Origin of the sequence: Paenibacillus sp. FSL F4-0122, from assembly GCF_038002845.1 — a bacterium.
Classification (GTDB): domain Bacteria; phylum Bacillota; class Bacilli; order Paenibacillales; family Paenibacillaceae; genus Paenibacillus_AQ; species Paenibacillus_AQ odorifer.
This window is the reverse complement of record NZ_JBBODI010000001.1, coordinates 5,231,841-5,251,279: the sequence shown is the minus strand read 5'-3', so window position 1 is coordinate 5,251,279 and position 19,439 is coordinate 5,231,841. Positions and strand designations below refer to the sequence as shown.

Sequence of the window (19,439 nt, the reverse complement as noted above, 5' to 3'; positions counted from 1 at the left end):
TAAATCATCAGGACATAAAACATAAAAAACTGCACCTCCAAATGTTAGTTGTGTCTAACAATTGGGGTGCAGTTCAGTTTACTCTGACGTTTTTTTATTTTGCTATAGAAACGATACGCATTCAAACTTACTTATCTGCTGCTCGTTTTTTGTCTTCCTTTTGTGAACCACTCGGACTTTGGCTTCAATGGAGGGTTAGACTTAGGTTTTGCTTTAGCTGGTTTGGATGCCGCTGATTTTGTTGCTGCCGGTTTTGTTGCCGCAGGTTTAGCAGTTGCTGGTTTGGAATTCGACGGTCTCGAAGACGATGGTCTCGAAGCTGCTGCTTTCGAACCTGACGGTTTCGCAGAACGATCTGTCTTCATTTGCGTTTTACGAGACATCGGATAAGGATGATCCTTAACTTCCGGAATCGATTTTCCAATCAATTTTTCAATATCTTTAAGGAAAGGAAGCTCTTCAGCTTCGCAAAAAGAAATTGCCGTTCCGCTCAATCCCGCTCTGCCTGTACGACCGATCCGGTGCACATAGGTTTCCGGAATGTTCGGTAGATTGAAGTTGATTACGTGAGACAGCTCATCAATATCAATTCCCCGGGCAGCTATATCCGTAGCTACGAGAACACGAGTCGCACCGCTTTTAAAATTCCGCAAGGCGTTCTGGCGATCATTTTGTGATTTATTGCCGTGTATGGCTTGAGCAGAAATGTTCACTTTAGCCAGATCGCGGGTAACACGGTCCGCACCACGTTTGGTACGAGTAAACACCAAAGCTGAGACGATGGATTTATCCTGTAACAGCAGGTTCAATTGGTTTTGCTTATTTCCGTTCTCTAATAAATAGATCGATTGATTGATTCTATCCGCAGTAGATGACACGGGTGTGATTTCTACCTTCACTGGATTCACAAGCAATGTTTTGATCAATTTAGAAATTTCAGTTGGCATCGTTGCCGAGAAAAACAGAGTTTGCTTCTTCGTAGGCATTTTGGCGATGATTCGTTTCACATCATGGATAAAGCCCATATCCAGCATCCGGTCAGCTTCATCCAGAACTAAAATTTGTACATATTGCAGATCTACACGTTTCTGATTGATCAGGTCGATAAGTCTACCAGGGGTAGCAATAAGAATATCGGCACCTTGATTCAGTGCACGTTCTTGCACTTTCTGTGACACACCGCCAACAATGGCAGCAGAGCGGATATCTGTATATTGGCTATACGCTTTTATGTTATCAGCAATTTGAATCGCTAGTTCTCTTGTCGGTGTTAAAATCAACGAGCGAATGCGTCGCACATTATTGGATTTGTTTGGGTTGGATTGTTCGCTTAACAATTGAATAATAGGCACGGAAAATGCAGCTGTTTTTCCTGTTCCCGTTTGCGCGCATCCAAGTAAATCTCTACCCGCTAATACAGCTGGAATCGACTGCTCCTGTATTGGTGTAGGTGATGTATAGTTTTCTTTGCTTAAAGCCTTCAAAATTGCAGGCACAATATTCAGTTCATTAAATGTCATTGGGTCTCCTTAATTTCTAATACATATATTCTTAACAATAAATCCTTTTGTCACGTCATAAACCATAATCATAACACAATAAGTTACATAATAATAGATTTTCTTTATCATCACACCAATTTTCATTAAAAATCCATTTCAGGATACTATTCGTTCTGCTCTTACAGAAATATTTTGCTAACCGTAAAATACTCCTCCTCAATTTATCCTGGGGCGTATCTTTTGTTGATCCTGTTGATCCTGTTGATCCTGTTGAGCAATCGGACTCAGACGCCCTTATTTTGAGGATTCATGGTTTTTGGCGATGCTATCGGACTCGGATGCAGTTATTCACACCTTCGAAGCCCAGTTCAGTACAAATATAAGGCAATAAGAGCTATGCGGTCCGATACCTTGGCAAAATAGATCAAAATGCTGAAATAGCTGCGATACAGTCCGATATGTACAAGCGGTCGGGTAAACCACGCAAACTTTACAGCACGCGGATCAGACACACAATCCTTACAGCACGCAGATCAGACACACAATCCTTACAGCACGCGGATCAGACACGCAATCCTTACAGCACGCGGATCAGACACGCACAAAAAAGCGGAGGATTTCTCCCCCGCTTCTTATCTTTGCTATAACTATGATGACTATTCTACGATTTCAGCAGTATCGCCGTTGTTGGCACCTGCAGCGTTAGCTTCGTCAGTGTCAATATGCATATCCAGTTTAAAGCTGTCTGATACGCGTGCAATTACGTTCTCCAATACGAGACCACGATCGCCTCCGAGACGAACTTTAAGCAATTGCTTATCAGCAATGCCCCAAGCTTCAGCTTCAGAAGTATGGAAGTGAATGTGACGAGCGGCGATGATAACGCCTTGTTCCAATTCTACTTCGCCAGCAGGTCCTTTAAGCGTAATGCCAGGTGTTCCATCAATATTTCCAGATTCGCGAACTGGAGCTTTCACGCCAAGTGCGAAGGAGTCAGTACGGGAAATTTCTAATTGGGAAGCCGGACGAGCAGGTCCCAAAATTCTTACTTTGTCAAATTTACCTTTGCTGCCGATAACTGCTACTTGCTCATTTGCTGCAAACTGTCCTGGTTGAGAGAGGGGTTTGAACTCCGTTAGTTGATATCCTGGGCCAAACAAAGCCTCCACATGCTCTTGCGTAAGGTGAATATGTCTAGCCGACACACCTACGGGTACAGTCTTACTCATAGTAAAGTCACTCCTTGTATTTTCTCTAGTATCTGTACAAGCCATTAACCATTATACATCTTCTTAACCAAAAATAAAAAGCCCCACATCATAACGAGGGCCTTTTTTTCGACAATTCATACTTTTAGAACAGGATTGTCATGATTTAGACACCTGTGAAGGTAAGTTTGTACGCAAGTAGGAGACCGCATTCTCATATAACCAACCTTTAACGGAAGCTTCTGGATAGTAACGAAGCAGGTGCTCGGCAAGCTCAGGGTATTTTCCCGGATGCTCCATATTCTCTACCCAAGTGTCAATGCCGTCAAAGTCCGAACCAAACATCATATGTTTCTCCCCACCCAGACTACATACATGATCAATATGCTTAAACAAATCATCTATACGAGCTTTTCCATCATCACATACAAACCACGGATAAAAGGTCAGGCCCATTCTTCCGTCCATTGCAATTAATGCTTTAATCTGTTCATCATTTAAATTTCTAACATGCCCGCAGATCTTTGCGGCGTTCGAATGGGAAGCTATAAACGGACGTGTGCTTAAGTCGGCTAGCTCCCAAAAACCTGCCTGAGACAAATGTGACACATCAAGCAACATTCCACTGTCGTTGCACCATTCGATCAGCTTTCGCCCTTTTTCCGTAAATCCGCCGTTGCGCTGCTCCAATACTCCGTCCGCTGCCCAATTGGCATAATTCCAAGTGATCCCCAAAAACCGCACGCCAAGCTCAAAGCAGAGCTGTGCATAAAATAGGTTCCCTTCTAGACCGTCTACACCCTCCAGAGAGAGCATTCCCCATGGAGGTGCTCCAGCTGCTCGTTTACCTACCTCCTCCTTCCAACGCAGCCACTGAAGGCTCTCTGCGCCTAATATTTTTTTCCGGAACAAATCAATTTGTCCTAAAACATTCTCAAAGCTAGGTCTACCTCTACTTGCCGAAAGGTATATCGCAAAAATCTGCAATTCTACACCGCCCGCTACCAACCGCTCTCCGGTAACATCCAACCGGGGATCATTTTTAAAATCCATATCCGGTGATGCTTGCATTTTACTCAGCACATCACAATGAAAATCCGCAACCTGTAGCTTATCGGTTCTCATCCCAAGCCCTCGCTTTCATGCAGCCCTATTCCAGATTCTATGCTTAAAAACGCCAGACTATATACCAAAAGCAAAAAACCTGTTTACATAAGTAAACAGGTTCATCCGTTCTATGCTTCTATTATCTGGGTTCTACAATCAATTTAATCGCGGTTCGATCCTCTCCATCAATCACAATGTCTGTAAATGCCGGAATGCAGATCAAATCTACTCCGCTTGGTGCAACAAATCCCCGGGCAATGGCAACTGCTTTGACTGCTTGATTCAGTGCTCCAGCTCCAATAGCTTGTAATTCGGCCGATCCACGTTCACGAAGAACACCTGCTAAAGCGCCGGCGACGGAATTTGGATTGGATTTAGCTGATACTTTTAATACATCCATAGTAAGTACCTCCCCTGGGAAAATAATGGTGTTCTTCCACTACTTTAGATGTTATTCGCGAGAGAAGAAATAATTCCTTCTTTTTGCGGACTACTCTGGAGAAAATGGTACAATAGATACTCTTTTTCGATATAATAAATATCACACTTTACCCTTATTCGGCGAAATTACCCAGAAAATCACTTATCTTATCCTACTACTAGCTCATTACCCATTCATCTTCACGTAGCCGTATTTTCTCCAGACGGGTAGCCGCGCCAGTATTCTCGTCTAATTCTGCAAATAAACCGTGAAGCTGCCATTTGCCTTCATCAACAACAAATCGTGCTGGAAGCTGTGTAGTGAACTTATAAAGTACTGCATCTCTTTCCATACCCAGAATCCCTTCACTTGAACCAACCATACCCGCATCGGTCAAGTAAGCCGTTCCACCTGGCAAAATCACATCATCATTCGTCTGCACGTGAGTGTGGGTCCCAACTACAATTGATGCGCGACCATCCATGAAATAGCCCATTGCGATTTTTTCAGAGGTAACCTCTGCATGGAAATCAACGAGAATGCATTTATGATCTCTACGTAGCTCTTCCACAATTTCTTCACCCACACGGAAAGGGCAATCAATCGCAGGCAAAAATGTACGGCCTTGCAGGTTAACTATAGCCAGCTCTTTCCCGTTACCTTTAACAACCGTATATCCTCTTCCTGGTGTTCCTGGAGGAAAATTAGCAGGACGGATAATCCGGGCCTCATCGTCGATAAACTCGAAGATATCCTTGTTGTCCCATGTGTGATTACCCATGGTGATTCCGTGAACGCCCCAGTTAAAAAATTCATTTGCGATCGCTTTAGTAATCCCTCTACCGGCAGCAGAATTTTCACCGTTAACTATGATTATATGTGGTTGATATTTGCTTTTTAATGAGGGCAACATCTCCCGAAGTGCCTTCCTACCTACACTACCTACGATATCTCCAATGAATAGTACTTTAATGTTTCTCTCCTCCTAATCTTAACCTCTTCATCTAACGGATAAGTCTTCATATTTAAAAGAAAAAAGGCCCCGCTTAGGGGCCAATTTTCATCAAATATAAGAAAGTATAAGTTATATCTTATCCTTTAACCTTATATTCCTAGCAGAAACATGTACCAGGAAACGATCATAAATATCGTTATTTCCGAAGCGTATGTTATCTACTTATTGCCTATTTAGCGTATTCAACAGCCCGTGTCTCACGAATAACGGTAACCTTGATATGTCCTGGATAATCCAGTTCACTTTCAATCATCTTCGTAATATCGCGAGCAAGACGGAATGCCTCTGCATCGTCAATCTTCTCTGGCTGTACCATCACGCGCACTTCACGGCCCGCTTGAATAGCAAATGATTTCTCAACGCCTTCGAATGACTCTGAGATTTCTTCCAGTTTCTCTAGACGTTTAATATACGTTTCCAGTGTTTCACGGCGAGCACCAGGTCTAGCAGCCGACAATGCGTCAGCGGCGCCAACCAACATAGCAATAACCGAGGTAGCTTCGCAGTCTCCATGATGAGATGCGATACTGTTGATAACAACCGGATGTTCCTTATATTTCTTCGCTAGTTCAACGCCGATCTCAACGTGCGAACCTTCCACTTCATGATCCAGCGCTTTGCCGATATCATGAAGTAATCCTGCACGTTTTGCAAGCACGATGTCTTCCCCAAGCTCACCGGCCATCAGTCCTGTTAAATAAGCAACCTCCATGGAGTGCTTCAATACATTTTGACCATAGCTTGTACGGAATTTCAGACGCCCCAGAATCTTGATCAAATCTGGATGCAAACCGTGAACGCCCACTTCGAAAGTAGCTTGCTCACCATATTCCCGAATCCGTTCGTCCACTTCTTTGCGGGATTTCTCCACCATCTCTTCAATACGAGCGGGGTGAATACGTCCATCAGCCACCAATTTCTCAAGTGCCGTACGGGCCACTTCACGGCGGATTGGATCAAATCCCGACAAAATAACTGCTTCCGGCGTATCATCAATAATGAGGTCGATACCTGTAAGAGTTTCCAACGCACGAATATTACGGCCTTCACGACCGATAATCCGACCCTTCATCTCTTCATTCGGCAACGTAACAACTGAAACCGTTGTTTCCGCCACGTGATCAGCTGCACAGCGTTGGATAGCGAGTGTAATGATTTCACGGGATTTCTTATCCGCTTCTTCTTTCGCCTGCTGTTCAATTTCTTTGATCATTTGTGCCGTTTCATGGCGAACTTCTTGCTCAACATTGCTAAGAATGATACTTCTTGCATCTTCGATGCTTAAATTGGAGATACGTTCCAATTCAGTGACTTGGTTTTTGTAAATAACATCAATTTGCTGTTGGGTTTCATCAATTCGTTTCTCTTTGTTAGCTACTTGTTCTTCTTTTCTTTCAAGCGATTCCATTTTTTTATCCAGAGATTCTTCCTTTTGCAGCAAACGTCTCTCTTGGCGTTGGATTTCATTCCGACGTTCACGAGTTTCTTTCTCAGCTTCAGTACGGATTCTATGGACTTCGTCCTTAGCTTCCAATACTGTTTCTTTCTTCAGCGCCTCAGCGTCCTTCTTCGCATTCTCAACGATGACAACGGCTTCTCTTTCTGCGCTTTGGATTTTAGCTTCTGCAAGGGATTTACGAATAAAATAACCGAACCCAAAGAATATTGCAGCTACAACGAGAACGATAATGACCCAGATCCATGATTCCAGCATCTGTTCACCTCCTCGTTGGTTCCTCTCCAAGGTATATCCCTGGGAATTGTGCAGTTGTTTAACTATCCGTTCATCACCATACAAAAAACCGGTAAACAACCGATTGCCATACTGCACATGCTGCACATGCACACTGCCCGCCTTATCCGGCGATTACATTTCATATGAGTTGTACGTGAACCGTTTAAAACAGTCTCCTTTTTGGGAAGGAAAAAGGATTCTAATTTTATGCCGATTCATGTTATATTTTATTATTTATAAAAAGACATTGTCAAGAGAGTCGATATACGCATTAATGTCAAGAGAATCAGTGATTCTAGTAAAACTCCTCATCTTCACCTTCATAATTGTCTTCCGCAAGTAAAGTATTGATCACTTGGCGAACCATATCGCCCGAGAATCCACGGCGCATAAGGAAGGCTCCAGTCTTTCTTCGCTTATCTGAAGCGTCTCCACGGATGAGATTCCATTTCTTGCGCCCTGTTTCGAGTGCACTCTCCAGCTCTTGTTCAGGAGTAATATTCTCCAAAGCTTCCGATATAAGGGTTTTGTCAATCCCCTTCTCACGTAGCTCTTGTCGAATCCACATCTTCCCTTTCCGCTGGTTCGCTATTCGTTGCTCCGCCCATTGCTTAGCATATAAAGGGTCATCAAGAAATCTTTCCTGCTGCAGCCGCTGCACCACTTCCGCAATAATAGTCTCTCCTATTTCCTTCTGGCGTAAACGGCGAGTCATTTCCATAGCGGTGCGTGGTTTACGTTCAAGATAACGGAGGCCTTCCACATAAGCTCGTTGACGCTCATCAGCTACAACAATTTCTTCCAAATCAGCCTTCATAAAAGAATTACCAGTAATCATTCGATATTTAATCATGACGTCCTCGTGCACAGTCATGTTATATGCTCCGAAATGTATGATATAACGGTGGTCAGATTTCTTTTGACGTTCTACTTTAGTGATCTCTAAGAGTTCTCCTTCAGGAAAATCAGATAACACCTGCTCATCTTGTTCTTCTGCTTCAAAATCCAGTTGTATTACCATAGTTGTTTGTCACCTCATAGCAATAGATCAGTTATCGTCTTACTTTCAATACTTGTTAAGAAAAGACACCCTGCAACAATCAATCACAGGGCGTCCTATTGTTTAATATACTATTCGATTTCGAGGAGCAATTTTTCTTCTTCCTCTTGCTCTGCAACAATCTCATCATTATTCGGCGCAGCAACAATAGTGGATAAATTACTTGCTTCACGGATCTTATTCTCAATAATAAGGGCAATATCCTGATGTTCCTTCAAAAACTGCTTAGCATTCTCACGACCTTGACCGAGACGCTCGCCTTCGTAGGAATACCATGCACCACTCTTATTCACGATATCCATTTCAGTACCGATATCTACAAGACTTCCCTCTTTGGAAATCCCTTCACCATACATGATATCAACATCAGCCTGTTTAAATGGAGGGGCTACTTTATTCTTCACAATCTTGATCTTAGTACGGTTACCAACCACATCGTTGCCCATCTTGATGCTCTCTACGCGACGTACATCTAAACGTACAGAGGAGTAGAATTTCAATGCACGACCACCCGGAGTTGTCTCAGGGTTACCGAACATAACACCGATCTTCTCACGAAGCTGGTTGATAAAGATAGCAATCGTATTCGATTTGCTAATGGCACCAGAAAGCTTACGAAGTGCTTGAGACATCAAGCGAGCTTGCAGTCCGACGTGGGAATCACCCATATCGCCTTCAATTTCAGCCTTAGGTACCAAAGCAGCAACGGAGTCAACGACAATAATGTCAACGGCTCCACTACGAACAAGTGCTTCGGCGATTTCCAGCGCTTGTTCACCCGTATCTGGCTGAGAAAGCAGCAATTCATCGATATTTACGCCCAAGTTACGTGCATATTTCGGATCAAGCGCATGCTCGGCATCGATAAAAGCAGCTTGTCCGCCTTGTCTTTGCACTTCTGCAATAGCATGAAGAGCAACTGTTGTTTTACCTGAAGATTCCGGTCCGTATACTTCAATAATACGTCCCTTTGGAAGTCCGCCTATACCTAACGCAATATCAAGTGCCAAAGATCCGCTAGGTACAACTTCCACTTGCATATGCGTGGATTCTCCCAGTTTCATTACCGAACCTTTACCAAATTGTTTTTCTATTTGACGAAGCGCCATATCAAGCGCTGCACGACGATCTGACAATCAGACCACTTCCTTCACTGTTTATAGTAATATAATAACGTGTTTTTAAGGTCTTGCCAAGCTTTTTTTCGAACATACATTCGTTTTTTTTGTCTTGGGCGTTATTTATCCCTTTTATTGTAAGCCTCCCTCCGGAGATAGAAGTTAATTAAATTCTCCACTTCACCGGACATCAACGACTTATGATCATGAGAAAGCATCGTGATCAAAATCTCTGCAAATATACAAAAAACCGCAGCAAAGAAATCTCAGTGCCACGGTTCTTCCGTATGTGTTTATTATAACTGGGCTAATCTCCCATTACAAGTCTGAACCCTCAAGAGGTGTCTCCACCTTGCGTTCCTCAAGTCTCCGCCAGAGACGATACAGCAAAGCCTTAACTGTTCGTAAGCGGATATTTTCCCGCGTACCTTTAAGATTAAGCTCATAAACCTCTGTCTTACGTCCCCGTTCAGCCAAGCCGATAAATACAAGTCCAACAGGCTTTCGTTCAGAATAACCCGGTCCAGCTACACCTGTAACAGATAAGCCGAAATCGCTGTCTGCAATCATTCTCACTTGGTCAGCCAACACCTCGGCAACTTCTCGGCTTACGGCTCCAGGGGCATTGGGTCCCTCCAAATAAGCACTTGGCACATTCAGCAGCTTTTTCTTTAAGTCATTTGAATAGCAGACGATTCCGCCGGCAAACATCGAAGCACTGCCTGGAATATTTGTTATACTCTCCATCAGCAAACCTCCGGTGCAGCTCTCTGCCGCACTTAAGGTCAGGCCGGCATCCGCCATCCAATCCACTATCAATTGCTCTAGCGGCACATCAATGTTCGCATACAAATGTTCCGGCAAAATCTCCTTGATTTGTTGTTCCAGTATCTCCAGCTTTTTTGTAGCTTCATGCTCAGAAGGGGCCTTTGTCGAAATACGAACAGTTACCTCTCCCTCTTTGGCATACGGAGCAATCGTTGGATCAGTCTGACTGCGAATCAGCTCAATGAGCTTGTCCTCCAGCAGTGATTCTCCGATGCCGGCAAATTTGAGCATTTTTGAATAAAGCGGTGTTTCGTTCGTCAAGGCGTGCTGCTGTAGCCACGGTACTGCTTTATCTACGAACATCGGTTTCATCTCACGAGGTGGACCTGGAAGCACAATATAATGTTTCTTCTCATGCTCAAAAGCAATCCCAACCGCAAGACCGATTTCATTCGGCAACGGTGTAGTTCCTTCAATTATAAGTGCCTGTTTGCGGTTATTTTCGGTCATAACGATCTTACGATCATCAAAGAAACGTTGTACATGATCCATCGCCAAACGATCAATGTGGAGCGTTCTACCTAGCGATGCAGCCAGTGCGTCTTTAGTCAGATCATCCTCAGTGGGGCCAATTCCGCCTGTAAAGATAATAACGTCGGCCCGACTCTGAGCGATCTCGATGGCTTGCTGCAGGCGGCTGCTGTTATCACCGACAACAGTTTGAAAGTATACATCGATCCCGATGGCAGCTAGCTCTATAGACAAAAACTGGGCATTACTATTCACGATTTGACCGAGCAAAAGCTCTGTCCCTACTGCAATAATCTCCGCTTTCATACCTGGCTTTCGCCTCCTAGTTATAATGTAGGTACACTGCTTTTAGATTTCAAAAAAGGTAATAGGTGCTTCACCTATTACCCTTCCTTGTATGTCCAGCTTACATTCTTACGCATTATGCAGCTGTAGCAGATCCTTATTCTTCACAAAATAATCAATTCCAGAATAAATAGTGATCAGCGCTGCGGCCCAAATAGCAATATCGTCTACAGGAATACTGACAAATTGAAATGGGAAATTATTCAACAACAGCAGTGAGATCGCAACAATTTGTACAACCGTCTTTATCTTGCCCCATTTGCTGGCGGCAACCACTTTTCCCTCTAGCAATGCAATCTGGCGAAGTCCGGTGACTGCAAACTCACGACTGATGATTACAATAGCAATCCATGAATCGCATCTGCCCAGCTCCACAAGTGAAATCAGAACTGCAGATACCAGCAGTTTGTCCGCAAGTGGATCAAGGAGTTTACCGAGATTGGTGACCATATTATATTTCCTAGCAATGTAGCCGTCTATTCCATCCGTGCTGGCCGCAAGCAAAAAGATTACAGCTGCTACCAAATGATTAACAGATAGCTGAAACGAGCCCCAATGTATCGGTTCTGGATAAAAACTGAAATCCACCAGTAAAAAAAACATCATAATCGGGATCAGGCAAATACGAGCTAGCGTGATGCGGTTGGGCAAATTCACTGAAGTTTTCCTCCCCTAAATCGTTCATACAAATTGCCTAAATCAGGCTAATCCATTTCTACTTAAGCAAGTATATTATAGCAATAAATAGGTGTCAAAAAAACAGAAAGCACCCCGCGTTGTTAGTGCTAATAAGCACTGCGGGGCACAAAATTCTATTTCATGTTCATGAATTGTAGATCCAGCGGCAAATCAGCTTTACGCAAAATCTGAATAATCTGCTGCAAATCATCGCGGCTCTTGCCGGTTACACGAATTTGATCCCCTTGGATCTGGCTCTTCACCTTTAATTTTGAATCACGGATCAGAATATTAATCTTTTTCGCATTCTCCTGATCAATGCCTTGCTTAAGCCCTAAACGTTGACGTACAGATCCCAGGGAAGCCGGTTCTACTTTACCGAAGTCCAGATTCTTTAGGGTAATGCCTCTTTTCACCATCTTTGATTGTAAAATATCAATAACAGCGTTTAGCTTATATTCGTCTTCAGAGGCGATTATAAGTGCGTCTTTCTCCATCTTCAGACTGCTTTTGCTGTTCTTAAAATCAAAGCGGTTGTCGATCTCTTTCTCTGTTTGGTGAATAGCATTCGTTAACTCCTGCATATCCATTTTGGATACAATATCAAATGAACATTCTGAACTCATTAAACTCCACGTCCTTTATACAATTAGTCTGCTACTATTATAAGAGAATGGTACTATTAAGTCTAATTTTGGATAAATCATTATGTAGCTCACCCGACATAGAAAACAGCCCCACTAAGTGGAGCTTTTCCTTCGAGTGAGTTTGATTCAAAGGGTAGAAACACGTCTCCACCGGAAGTACGCCGTTGGAGACGTTCATTTCTACAGCTTCTATCTGCTTCGGACCGGATTACGAAACATATCCAGAATTCCTAGCACAATATGTGCAATACCGAATCCGAGAATTCCGTATCCCCAAGCACCTGGTGTCAAATAGTATCCGATGAGACTGACAACAACCCCAAGGCCAGCTACAATCCAGCTAACTGTCATAAGATGTACACCTCACTTTGGCTAAAACTGAAAACAGTCTTATGTTCTCCCTAAAGCCAAAGTCTATACATCCTATTTGTTATTCGCCTGTCCCTTCACTTTGGGTACCTTCACTTCCAGAACCGTCGTCAAGATTAAGCAGGAGACGTGAAGAAGTCTTCTCATCCGTGATTACTTGACCATTTACGGTAATCTCAGTTGCTGGGGAATACCCAGACTTAATATACATGCCCTCACTACCAAGAACGAAGCTCATAGTTTCTCCTGCAGCTGTATTTCCGAAGGAGAGTTTTTCACCTTTAGAGTTCTCGCCTTTGTAAACTTCAAGCCAGCTTACTCCGGATGCAACAATCTCAACCTTAACTTCGCTTCCGGCAGGAGCTGTGACCTTAAATTTCGTTGTTTTGCCTGACTTCCCATCTGGTGTAACCGTGATAGATTGAGGAGTCGGCGTTGGCGTCGGTGTTGGCGTAGGCTCCGTAGTTGGCTCTGTAGTTGCTTCAGCACCTGCCGAGGAAGTAGGCGCTACAACACCGCCTCCTGATGCGGGTGGAGAAGTTTGTGCTGTATTAGGATCCTGCACATTATTGGTGATATTTGTTTGATCAACTTGATCAGGGTCTGCTTTGTTTAAACTAGAAGCATAAATGTAAATCACTACAATAATCAATATAGGGAATGTCCACATTAGCACCGTTGGCAGCCATTTTGCATTCCGTTCGGTTTCGGGTCTACGGCTGCGCTTTTGAATCACCGTCTCCATGGTCGTGTCTGCGGGTGGTGCAGGTACGTTCCCATGCTCCTCGAGCAGTTCGTCAGGACTCATGCCTACTGCTTCTGCATACGTTTTGATAAACGCCCTCACATAAAAACTTCCTGGAAGCACCTTGTAGTCTCCAGACTCGATGGCTTCCAAATACTTTTTGCGAATTTTTGTTACTTCCTGGACATCGTCAAGACTCATCCCTTTTTGCAGACGTGCCTCTTTCAATTGCCGGCCCAGTTCCGACATACCATCACCTCCTGTAAGTTCTATGAATGTAAACTTCCTTAACCAGCTTTATAAATAAACATGCTCGGAAGTGTATTCTTCATTGTTTGTGTTCTATAAATCATCACTGTAGCTCGTCGTAAACGACTCGTACAAGATTTCTTCAGTTGGATTATTCCGCAGCTCAATAATAATATCAAAGTCATCATAACTGTACTCAGATTCGCGTACGAAAATATCTGGATGCTCTATAACCTTTGTGCTTGGCATGCTCATAACATTTTGTAATAAATTATAATGTTTCTCATTAGAGCGGATCGTACTAACTATACCATCAATAATAAATACATTATGTGGGTTCATCTCATCTTCAGCCAATTGACTCCGCACCGTCTGCCGCAACAGTGTGGACGAGACAAATGTCCAGCGTTTCATAGCACAGACACTGCCAGCTATAATGGATTCCGTCTTTCCTACACGGGGCATACCACGCAGTCCTATAACCTGATTCCCATCTTTTTTAAACAGCTCACCGAGAAAATCAACCAATAGACCTAACTCATCGCGGGTGAAACGAAACGTCTTCCGATCATCTGAATCCCGTTCAATATATCGCCCATGGCGCACAGCCAGCTTGTCCACGAGCCTAGGAGACCGCAGAGCTGAAACTGTAATATTATCAACTTTTTTGAGCATTTCGCCCATCAGCATAATTTTCTCATCATCATTGGTCTCCAGCAACATTCCGCGAGTTTTTCCTTCAACTCCATTAATCGTCAGAATGTTAACTTCCAGCATCCCTAACATTGAAGCGATATCACCAAGCAGACCGGGTCTGTTCTTGTGAATCTTGTATTCCATATACCACTGTTTATATTCCACTTGTACACCTCATAGATTCCTTTTCCCTACCCTTTGCCAATACAGCAAAAAAAGCTGCCCCGGCAAAGCGGTCTTTTACACGGGTCATGTTAATGATATATAAAATAAAAATGAAAGGCAAGGTCAGTCCTGTAATAATTGCAGAAAAGCTCCCACAGGGGGAGCTTTTCCGCAAGCTTAGGCGTTGTCTTTCGCCAACTTGACCATGAGTTTAGCAATCGTTTGCTTTTCTTCATCGTTGCCGACATCCCATAGCTCTTTGATCGCACGGTTTTGAGTGTTTGCTGGATCCACTTTTTCATCAAGGAATTCCCCGATTTCAAAAGCCAGCTTTGAGATTGTGTCTTGACTCATCCCAAGTTTCTCTGCCTGTACAACCCGTTTACCTAGGAATTTCTTCCAGGTGTCAAAATTTTTGATTACGCTATCGTCTTGTGTCATCTTAAATCCTCCTTCATGTTTACGGTCGAACACCTGCATACAGGCTGTAAGCCGCCTTACGAGAGATTAAAAAACAACACTTATAATATGTCTCAGACGATAGCTTCTTATGCTGGAGCTTTTCTCCAAGTTAAGCATTACGTAATCCAGCCACCGTTAGGGCTAATGATCTGCCCAGTAATATACCCGGATTCTGGCAGTGCCAAAAAGTAAATCAATGAGGAGATTTCGTTCGGAGTAGCCAAACGTCCCGCCGGAATCTCATCCTCCAGCATCCGGACCTCATCCTCCTGTAGGTTAGACAACATATTCGTATTAACCGCTCCTGGAGCTACCGCGTTCACAGTTACGCCAGAAGGTGCTAATTCTTTGGCTAACGCCTTAGTAAAAGCATTTACTCCGCCTTTACTGGCTGAATAAGCGACCTCACAAGAGGCTCCCGATATTCCCCACACGGAAGAAACGTTGATGATTCGGCCATAACGCTGGGATACCATGTACGGCATAAAAATCTGGCTGCACATAAAGGTACCTTTCAAGTTAATGGCCATAATATCGTCCCATTCCTCTTCACTCACATCAGCCAGCATCCCGTAATGAGATTTACCGGCATTGTTAACAAGAATATCTGGCTGCATTCCATTACTTTCAAGCTTCTCCGCCATTCGTACAATCTGACTGCGATCCTTCATATCCGCATTTACAGTCATTACCTTTGCTCCAAGGGCCATACAACGCCGAGCGACATCATTAGCAGCTTCATGTGAGTGCTTGTAGTGAATAACAATATTCATGCCTACAGAGGCAAACCGTTCTGCAATGGCGCCACCGATTCCCCCGCTGCCCCCTGTCACCAGAACTGTCATTTCTCCTAATGGTTTGTTGCTCTCTCCCAAAAGCGCCATTTAAGGACTCACCACTAGTGAAACAGCGAGCTGCTCCCAATTTACATGGGCATGTAAACGCTCATTTACTTCAGCTAAAGTAATCGATTCGTAAATAGGCAGAACTTCAAACAGGTCACCACCGCGGAATTGGTAACGTGTAAATTCATGTGCGATACTTTCAGGGGAGTTCAGCATGCGCAAATATCCGCCTATTTTCTTTTTCCGTGCCCGCTCGAAATCCTTCTCAGCAAAGCCAGACTTTAAGATCTGATCCACTTCTTCTTTTATTCGTTTTAGAAGCAAATCAGGGTCCTTGGTATCTCCACCCATAGCTGAAAAAGCATATTGTTCTGAACTATTAAATTCATGACCAAAGCTGTCAGAGATCAGTTCTTCATCATAGAGCTTTTGGTACAACGCTGTGCTGCTGCCAACCAGCAAATCAAGCATAAGCTTAGTGGCCAGATCACGCTTAAGCGCAGCTTCACCTGTAAGACCATCAACTTTTTCCTTAAATCCAAACATAATCTTAGGCATCGAAACGGCGAGTTTACTTTCCAAGCGCTTCGTAGCGACTTGTTCCGGCTCCTCTTCAAAAATACGCTTAATCTCACCTTGTTTACCATAAGATTTCCCCTGCTGATTGCTGCGAATCAAGGAGAATACCTTCTCCGGATCCACACCACCTACTACGAACAACAGCATATTGCTGGGATGATAAAAAGAGTTGTAACAAGTGTACAGTGTTTCTTTCGTAATCGTACTAATTGATTCTATAGTTCCGGCAATATCAATCCGAACCGGATGTTTCGAATACATCGCCTCAATAAGGCCAAAGTACACACGCCAGTCTGGATTATCTGCATACATATTGATTTCTTGACCAATGATCCCTTTTTCCTTTTCTACATTCTCATCCGTAAAATAAGGTCGTTGCACAAAATCAACGAGTGTACTAAGGTTGGTCTCTATGTTTTCTGTTGCCGAGAAAAGATAAACCGTCTGATCGAAACTTGTAAAAGCGTTAGCTGAAGCTCCATTTGAGGCAAAAGTGGCAAAAATATCGCCTTCTGGCTCTTCAAACATTTTGTGCTCCAAAAAGTGAGCTATACCATCAGGAACAGTGGTCTCTTCTCCACCTGCGACATGAAAATGGTTATCTACAGAACCGTATTTAGTTGCAAATGTGGCGTAAGTTTTTTTGAATGTTGGTTTTGGCAATACATAAACCTGAAGCCCATTATCCATCACCTCATGATAAAGGGTCTCTTGAAGTCTGTCGTATTGAATCTGTTCCATCTCTATTCCTCCTTCCCTGTCAAGAAATAAATCGTATCCAGCTGAAAGGTCTCCGCTGCGGCTTTTACTTCCCCTGCACCGATTTGTTCCACCTCTTCTAGCAGCTGATCCGCTGTCCGTTCTTTTCCTGACAACTGGCGGTTGAAGTCGTAAGAGATCATCTCAAAAGCAGAATCCGGAATCTCGGAAAGCTGATTGCGGATCATGGCTTTGGTCTGGCTTAACTCCAGATCACTGATGTTGCCAGCTTTCATCTCTTCCAGTTGTTTCTCTATAATTTCAACAGCTTTGTTGTAATTTTGCGTTTCGATGCCTGATTGTATCGTTCCAATCCCCTTGTGACCGTCATAGCGTGAAGAAGCATAATATGCAAGACTGGCCTTCTCCCGTACATTGACGAAGAGTTTGGAGTGTGGATACCCTCCTAATATTCCGTTGTACATAAGTGCGGACGCATATGTATCGTCCTTATACGTAATTGATGTGCGCAGACCCATGTTCAACTTGCCCTGACTGACATCCAGCTTCTCCTCTACCGTCCTTACCTCGCTAACGGATACTGGGACAAACTTGGAGCTATATAAGCCCACCTCCGACTGAATGCGTCCGAAGTGATGCTGCACAAGCTTTTCAACTTCCTCAGTAGTCGTATCTCCCACTACATAGAGATCCAAAATAGCTCCATCCAGCCATGAATTATAGGATTCGTACAAACTTTTTGGGGTAATCCGGTCCAAATCCGCTCTTTGACCCAGTGGATGAAGACGATAGGGCTCGTTACGGCACATTTCTTCGATACAGCGCTCCGCTGCATAACGAATCTTATCATTTACGATAGATTCCAGCTTCTTGCGCACTGTTTCACGCTCTGTTGCAACATAGGAAGGACGGAAGCTTCCATCCTCCACCAATGGACGGGTCAGGACTTCTCCTAGAAAAGCAAAGGATTGTTCAAGCAAGCTCTCCTGACTCTGCACGAAGGAGTCATTAATGGTGTCCATGCGAAACTGAACAATCTGATAATCGCCTCTTTTATAAATATCAAAACCAAATCCAGCGCCATACAGCTCCTCCAAACGCTCGCGGAATTGAGTAGTCTCTGGGTAAGAAGCGGTACCTCTGCGGAGCACAAATGGAGCAAGTGCTGTAGGGGTGACCGTATCCTCATTAAGTGGGACGCCGGCATAAAGTGAGATGGCGTAGGTCTTGAACGCCTTGGTAGGCATCACGTGAATACGCATACCTGCAACGTTGCCATGCTGAAATACATTATTAGTCAAGTCCAAAACTCCTTTACCGCGTGGATAGTTGTTCATTAACATGTTTATGAATTAATAACCATTCTAAACCATTCCAAAGTAAGGAAGCAACCGGATGCCTCTTCCCGGTTGCTCTCTGGATTTACTTCTTTACTTATCTACATACAGAAAATATGCTGGCCGATAGTCTTGACCTGTGGACGAGTCCAAATCCATTTGGAGGTCGCCGTTTTAGGGTTGAAATAATACAAACATCCACCCGAAGGGTCCCAGCCATTCAGCGCTTGCTGCACTGCTTTTCGAGCCTGCTCATTTGGCTCCAAATAAATCTGCCCGTCAGCTACAGCTGTAAAAGCTCCCGGCTGAAAAATAACGCCAGACGGTGTATTAGGAAAGCTCGGAGATTTTACCCTGTTCAAGATTACTGCAGCAACAGCAACTTGACCTTCGAAAGGTTCGCCTCTCGACTCACCATAGACGGCATTAGCCATGATTTTGAGATCATTTTCTGATAATCCCATCGTATTCCCTGAAGACAGAGACGCTGAATCCGAATTATTGGTTGTATTTGTTTTGTTACCGGTGTTGTTGTTTGCTGTATTATTTCCGGTTGCTGAAGCAGACTCTGTCGGCTTCCAGTTCTTAGTTGCGTTATACAATTTCAGCTTAGTCTTAGCGCCTACGATGCCATCAGACTTCATTCCAAACTTCCATTGAAACCACGTTACTGAATTTTTCGTTTTCGGACCAAACTGACTGTCTATTTTCCCTTCATAAAAGCCCAGATGTTTTAAACGTCCTTGCAACTCATAAACATCCTGACCAGAAGAACCGAGTTTAATCGGAGTCGTGCTGAAGGCAGGCAAGGCCTCTTCTTCAGGATGATTTAGTTCATGGACAAATGACGCAGCAGCACTTTGCTTGGTCTGTACTATGCCATTACCCTGGAGCAACATTCCTGCAAACGGTGCGGCAGCAAGTGCAAGGGTTAAAGAAGCAAAGATCCACAACTTATGTTTCTTCATAGGGGTTCGCTCTACCTTTCTTTTGTGAGTTCTGCATGAATGGCTAAAGTTATTATGACGACTGTCAGGACATCCTATGCATTACTAAAAAAGAAGTAATAGCATTTCATTGTAATTGAGAATGATTATCAACTATAATCGAAATAAGAAAACGTTGGAGTTGATATTA

General features: G+C 43.7%; 19 protein-coding genes. All 19 read right to left on the bottom strand.

Annotation, left to right across the window (positions count from 1 at the left end; genetic code table 11):
• Positions 1-131: 131 nt before the first annotated feature.
• The 19 genes from MHH49_RS22945 to sleB all read right to left on the bottom strand — a co-directional run bounded on the left by MHH49_RS22945 (position 132) and on the right by sleB (position 19,270).
• Positions 132-1,520, bottom strand: coding sequence for a DEAD/DEAH box helicase (locus tag MHH49_RS22945; protein ID WP_036688380.1), 1,389 nt, complete (start codon positions 1,518-1,520; stop codon positions 132-134).
• 638 nt (positions 1,521-2,158) lie between these two features.
• Positions 2,159-2,731 (bottom strand): phosphate propanoyltransferase, encoded by a 573-nt coding sequence (gene pduL, locus MHH49_RS22940; protein ID WP_036688383.1) that lies wholly within the window; start codon positions 2,729-2,731, stop codon positions 2,159-2,161.
• Positions 2,732-2,869: 138 nt separating this feature from the next.
• Complete coding sequence (locus MHH49_RS22935; protein WP_076272315.1) at positions 2,870-3,835, bottom strand: dipeptidase; 966 nt, start codon at positions 3,833-3,835, stop codon at positions 2,870-2,872.
• Between the two features lie 121 nt (positions 3,836-3,956).
• Entirely contained in the window at positions 3,957-4,217 is a 261-nt protein-coding gene (locus MHH49_RS22930) for a stage V sporulation protein S (protein WP_019910496.1), read from the bottom strand.
• 199 nt (positions 4,218-4,416) lie between these two features.
• Positions 4,417-5,211, bottom strand: a complete 795-nt coding sequence (locus tag MHH49_RS22925; protein WP_076100408.1) for a TIGR00282 family metallophosphoesterase — start codon at positions 5,209-5,211, stop codon at positions 4,417-4,419.
• 211 nt (positions 5,212-5,422) lie between these two features.
• On the bottom strand, positions 5,423-6,967 hold the full coding sequence (gene rny / locus MHH49_RS22920; RefSeq protein WP_370510565.1) for a ribonuclease Y: 1,545 nt from the start codon (positions 6,965-6,967) through the stop codon (positions 5,423-5,425).
• A gap of 316 nt (positions 6,968-7,283) precedes the next feature.
• On the bottom strand, positions 7,284-8,009 hold the full coding sequence (locus MHH49_RS22915; protein ID WP_051491576.1) for a regulatory protein RecX: 726 nt from the start codon (positions 8,007-8,009) through the stop codon (positions 7,284-7,286).
• Positions 8,010-8,119: 110 nt separating this feature from the next.
• On the bottom strand, positions 8,120-9,184 hold the full coding sequence (gene recA, locus MHH49_RS22910) for a recombinase RecA (RefSeq protein ID WP_036688391.1): 1,065 nt from the start codon (positions 9,182-9,184) through the stop codon (positions 8,120-8,122).
• Positions 9,185-9,484: 300 nt separating this feature from the next.
• Complete coding sequence (locus MHH49_RS22905; protein WP_341138506.1) at positions 9,485-10,771, bottom strand: competence/damage-inducible protein A; 1,287 nt, start codon at positions 10,769-10,771, stop codon at positions 9,485-9,487.
• Between the two features lie 108 nt (positions 10,772-10,879).
• Positions 10,880-11,467 carry a CDP-diacylglycerol--glycerol-3-phosphate 3-phosphatidyltransferase gene (gene pgsA / locus MHH49_RS22900; protein WP_036688397.1) on the bottom strand — a complete coding sequence of 196 codons (588 nt, stop codon included), beginning with the start codon at positions 11,465-11,467 and terminating at the stop codon, positions 10,880-10,882.
• Between the two features lie 155 nt (positions 11,468-11,622).
• Complete coding sequence (locus MHH49_RS22895; protein ID WP_036688400.1) at positions 11,623-12,114, bottom strand: YajQ family cyclic di-GMP-binding protein; 492 nt, start codon at positions 12,112-12,114, stop codon at positions 11,623-11,625.
• A gap of 210 nt (positions 12,115-12,324) precedes the next feature.
• A complete protein-coding gene (locus MHH49_RS22890) occupies positions 12,325-12,486 on the bottom strand; it encodes a hypothetical protein (protein WP_169744781.1) in 162 nt (53 codons plus the stop codon).
• Between the two features lie 79 nt (positions 12,487-12,565).
• The gene (locus tag MHH49_RS22885) at positions 12,566-13,498 is read right to left on the bottom strand and encodes a helix-turn-helix domain-containing protein (protein WP_036688403.1); all 933 of its coding nucleotides are present in this window, start codon (positions 13,496-13,498) and stop codon (positions 12,566-12,568) included.
• Between the two features lie 93 nt (positions 13,499-13,591).
• Entirely contained in the window at positions 13,592-14,359 is a 768-nt protein-coding gene (locus tag MHH49_RS22880) for a DUF3388 domain-containing protein (RefSeq protein ID WP_036688406.1), read from the bottom strand.
• A 177-nt stretch (positions 14,360-14,536) separates the two neighbouring features.
• The gene (locus MHH49_RS22875; protein ID WP_036688409.1) at positions 14,537-14,800 is read right to left on the bottom strand and encodes a DUF3243 domain-containing protein; all 264 of its coding nucleotides are present in this window, start codon (positions 14,798-14,800) and stop codon (positions 14,537-14,539) included.
• A gap of 137 nt (positions 14,801-14,937) precedes the next feature.
• Positions 14,938-15,705 carry an elongation factor P 5-aminopentanone reductase gene (gene ymfI / locus MHH49_RS22870; protein ID WP_036688412.1) on the bottom strand — a complete coding sequence of 256 codons (768 nt, stop codon included), beginning with the start codon at positions 15,703-15,705 and terminating at the stop codon, positions 14,938-14,940.
• Positions 15,706-16,986 carry an EF-P 5-aminopentanol modification-associated protein YfmH gene (yfmH, locus tag MHH49_RS22865; RefSeq protein WP_038571902.1) on the bottom strand — a complete coding sequence of 427 codons (1,281 nt, stop codon included), beginning with the start codon at positions 16,984-16,986 and terminating at the stop codon, positions 15,706-15,708.
• Positions 16,987-16,988: 2 nt separating this feature from the next.
• On the bottom strand, positions 16,989-18,227 hold the full coding sequence (gene yfmF / locus MHH49_RS22860; protein WP_256717312.1) for an EF-P 5-aminopentanol modification-associated protein YfmF: 1,239 nt from the start codon (positions 18,225-18,227) through the stop codon (positions 16,989-16,991).
• 176 nt (positions 18,228-18,403) lie between these two features.
• Positions 18,404-19,270, bottom strand: a complete 867-nt coding sequence (gene sleB / locus MHH49_RS22855; protein WP_036688421.1) for a spore cortex-lytic enzyme — start codon at positions 19,268-19,270, stop codon at positions 18,404-18,406.
• Between the last annotated feature and the right edge of the window lie 169 nt (positions 19,271-19,439).

Excerpts from the sequence above, each read along its gene's own strand:
- MHH49_RS22945 (WP_036688380.1), bottom strand. The coding sequence starts at position 1,520 with ATGACATTTAATGAACTGAATATTGTGCCTGCAATTTTGAAGGCTTTA.
- pduL (WP_036688383.1), bottom strand. The coding sequence starts at position 2,731 with ATGAGTAAGACTGTACCCGTAGGTGTGTCGGCTAGACATATTCACCTT.
- MHH49_RS22935 (WP_076272315.1), bottom strand. The coding sequence starts at position 3,835 with ATGAGAACCGATAAGCTACAGGTTGCGGATTTTCATTGTGATGTGCTG.
- MHH49_RS22930 (WP_019910496.1), bottom strand. The coding sequence starts at position 4,217 with ATGGATGTATTAAAAGTATCAGCTAAATCCAATCCAAATTCCGTCGCC.
- rny (WP_370510565.1), bottom strand. The coding sequence starts at position 6,967 with ATGCTGGAATCATGGATCTGGGTCATTATCGTTCTCGTTGTAGCTGCA.
- MHH49_RS22915 (WP_051491576.1), bottom strand. The coding sequence starts at position 8,009 with ATGGTAATACAACTGGATTTTGAAGCAGAAGAACAAGATGAGCAGGTG.
- MHH49_RS22905 (WP_341138506.1), bottom strand. The coding sequence starts at position 10,771 with ATGAAAGCGGAGATTATTGCAGTAGGGACAGAGCTTTTGCTCGGTCAA.
- MHH49_RS22895 (WP_036688400.1), bottom strand. The coding sequence starts at position 12,114 with ATGAGTTCAGAATGTTCATTTGATATTGTATCCAAAATGGATATGCAG.
- MHH49_RS22890 (WP_169744781.1), bottom strand. The coding sequence starts at position 12,486 with ATGACAGTTAGCTGGATTGTAGCTGGCCTTGGGGTTGTTGTCAGTCTC.
- MHH49_RS22885 (WP_036688403.1), bottom strand. The coding sequence starts at position 13,498 with ATGTCGGAACTGGGCCGGCAATTGAAAGAGGCACGTCTGCAAAAAGGG.
- MHH49_RS22875 (WP_036688409.1), bottom strand. The coding sequence starts at position 14,800 with ATGACACAAGACGATAGCGTAATCAAAAATTTTGACACCTGGAAGAAA.
- ymfI (WP_036688412.1), bottom strand. The coding sequence starts at position 15,705 with ATGGCGCTTTTGGGAGAGAGCAACAAACCATTAGGAGAAATGACAGTT.
- yfmH (WP_038571902.1), bottom strand. The coding sequence starts at position 16,986 with ATGGAACAGATTCAATACGACAGACTTCAAGAGACCCTTTATCATGAG.
- yfmF (WP_256717312.1), bottom strand. The coding sequence starts at position 18,227 with ATGCGTATTCACGTGATGCCTACCAAGGCGTTCAAGACCTACGCCATC.
- sleB (WP_036688421.1), bottom strand. The coding sequence starts at position 19,270 with ATGAAGAAACATAAGTTGTGGATCTTTGCTTCTTTAACCCTTGCACTT.